General features: G+C 50.0%; 1 rRNA gene. It reads left to right on the forward strand.

The features are described from left to right. Nucleotides 1-24: 24 nt before the first annotated feature. Nucleotides 25-2,923: ribosomal RNA gene (locus GQ596_RS10860) — 23S ribosomal RNA — on the forward strand. Nucleotides 2,924-2,988 lie beyond the last annotated feature (65 nt).

The raw sequence follows: 2,988 nt of genomic DNA on the forward strand, positions 1-2,988 counted from the left end.
AACCAAGACAACTGTGAGTTGTAAGGTTAAGAAATTAAGCGTACACGGTGGATGCCTAGGCAATCAGAGGCGAAGAAGGACGTGTTAATCTGCGAAAAGCGACGGTGAGCCGATAAAAGGCGCTATAGCCGTTGATGTCCGAATGGGGAAACCCAGTGTAGGCGACTACACTATCATATGATGAATACATAGTCATATGAGGCGAACCGGGAGAACTGAAACATCTAAGTACCCCGAGGAAAAGAAATCAACCGAGATTCCCTAAGTAGCGGCGAGCGAAAGGGGAGGAGCCCAAGCGGGTAGCATATTGTATTAGTGGAAGCGTCTGGAAAGTCGCACGATAGAGGGTGAAAGTCCCGTACACGAAGGTGCGATATGTGGAAGCTTATAGAGTAGGGCGGGACACGTGATATCCTGTCTGAAGATGGGGGGACCATCCTCCAAGGCTAAATACTCCTGATTGACCGATAGTGAACCAGTACCGTGAGGGAAAGGCGAAAAGAACCCCGGGAGGGGAGTGAAATAGACCCTGAAACCGTGTACGTACAATCAGTGGGAGCATGTATCATAAGATATGTGTGACTGCGTACCTTTTGTATAATGGGTCAGCGACTTATATTCTGTAGCGAGGTTAACCGAATAGGGGAGCCGAAGGGAAACCGAGTATTAACTGTGCGTTAAGTTGCAGGGTATAGACCCGAAACCCGGTGATCTAGCCATGGGCAGGTTGAAGGTTGGTTAACACTAACTGGAGGACCGAACCGACTAATGTTGAAAAATTAGCGGATGACCTGTGGCTGGGGGTGAAAGGCCAATCAAACCGGGAGATAGCTGGTTCTCCCCGAAAGCTATTTAGGTAGCGCCTCATGAGTAACTGTTGGGGGTAGAGCACTGTTTCGGCTAGGGGGCCATCCCGGCTTACCAACCCGATGCAAACTCCGAATACTGACAAGTTTAATCATGGGAGACACACGGCGGGTGCTAACGTTCGTCGTGAAGAGGGAAACAACCCAGACCGCCAGCTAAGGTCCCGAAGTCATAGTTAAGTGGGAAACGAAGTGGGAAGGCTTAGACAGCTAGGATGTTGGCTTAGAAGCAGCCATCATTTAAAGAAAGCGTAATAGCTCACTAGTCGAGTCGGCCTGCGCGGAAGATGTAACGGGGCTAAAACTATGCACCGAAGCTGCGGCAGTGCACGTAAGTGTATTGGGTAGGGGAGCGTTCTGTAAGCCGTAGAAGGTGTGTTGTGAGGCATGCTGGAGGTATCAGAAGTGCGAATGCTGACATAAGTAACGATAAAGCGGGTGAAAAGCCCGCTCGCCGGAAGACCAAGGGTTCCTGTCCAACGTTAATCGGGGCAGGGTGAGTCGACCCCTAAGGAGAGGCCGAAGGGCGTATCTGATGGGAAACGGGTTAATATTCCCGTACTGGCTATAACTGCGATGGGGGGACGAAGAAGGCTAGGTTTACCACCTATTGGATGGTGGGTTAAGCATGTAGGCGTGTGATTAGGCAAATCCGGTCACTGAGACGCTGAGGTGTGATGACGAGCTACTAAGGTAGTGAAGTAATTGATGCCCTGCTTCCAGGAAAATCCTCTAAGCTTCAGGTTATAGTTAATCGTACCCGAAACCGACACAGGTGGTCAGGTAGAGAATACTCAGGCGCTTGAGAGAACTCGGGTGAAGGAACTAGGCAAAATGGTGCCGTAACTTCGGGAGAAGGCACGCTGATGTTAATTGAAGTCCCATGCGGATGGAGGTGAAATCAGTCGAAGATACCAGCTGGCTGCAACTGTTTAATAAAAACACAGCACTGTGCAAACACGAAAGTGGACGTATACGGTGTGACGCCTGCCCGGTGCTGGAAGGTTAATTGATGGGGTTATGCGTAAGCAGAAGCTCTTGATCGAAGCCCCAGTAAACGGCGGCCGTAACTATAACGGTCCTAAGGTAGCGAAATTCCTTGTCGGGTAAGTTCCGACCTGCACGAATGGCGTAATGATGGCCAGGCTGTCTCCACCCGAGACTCAGTGAAATTGAAATTGCCGTGAAGATGCGGTGTACCCGTGGCAAGACGGAAAGACCCCGTGAACCTTTACTATAGCTTGACAGTGAACATTGAGCCTTAATGTGTAGGATAGGTGGGAGGCAAAGAAGCATGCACGCTAGTGTGTGTGGAGTCGACCTTGAAATACCACCCTTTAATGTTTGATGTTCTAACCTATACTTCTGAATCGAGGTAAGGGACACTGTCTGGTGGGTAGTTTGACTGGGGCGGTCTCCTCCCAAAGAGTAACGGAGGAGCACGAAGGTTAGCTAATCCTGGTCGGACATCAGGAGGTTAGTGCAATGGCAAAAGCTAGCTTGACTGCGAGAGTGACGGCTCGAGCAGGTACGAAAGTAGGTCATAGTGATCCGGTGGTTCTGAATGGAAGGGCCATCGCTCAACGGATAAAAGGTACTCCGGGGATAACAGGCTGATACCGCCCAAGAGTTCATATCGACGGCGGTGTTTGGCACCTCGATGTCGGCTCATCACATCCTGGGGCTGAAGTAGGTCCCAAGGGTACGGCTGTTCGCCGTTTAAAGTGGTACGCGAGCTGGGTTTAGAACGTCGTGAGACAGTTCGGTCCCTATCTGCCATGGGCGTAGGAAAATTGAGAGGGTTTGCTTCTAGTACGAGAGGACCGAAGTGAACGCACCGCTGGTGTTCGGGTTGTGATGCCAATTGCATTGCCCGGTAGCTACGTGCGGAATAGATAAGTGCTGAAAGCATCTAAGCACGAAACTAGCCTCGAGATGAGTTTTCCCTGAAGAGATTCAGTAAGGTCCGTTTGAGACTAAGACGTAGATAGGTCAGGTGTGTAAGTGTAGTGATACATTGAGCTAACTGATACTAATGAACCGAGAGTCTTAACCTTACAACTCGGAGTTGTTTTGGGTTACGCGAAGAGATGATTAAAATTTAGATAAACAGTTTGTTCCG

Origin of the sequence: Gilliamella sp. Pra-s60, assembly GCF_009795755.1 — a bacterium.
Classification (GTDB): Bacteria; Pseudomonadota; Gammaproteobacteria; order Enterobacterales; family Orbaceae; genus Gilliamella.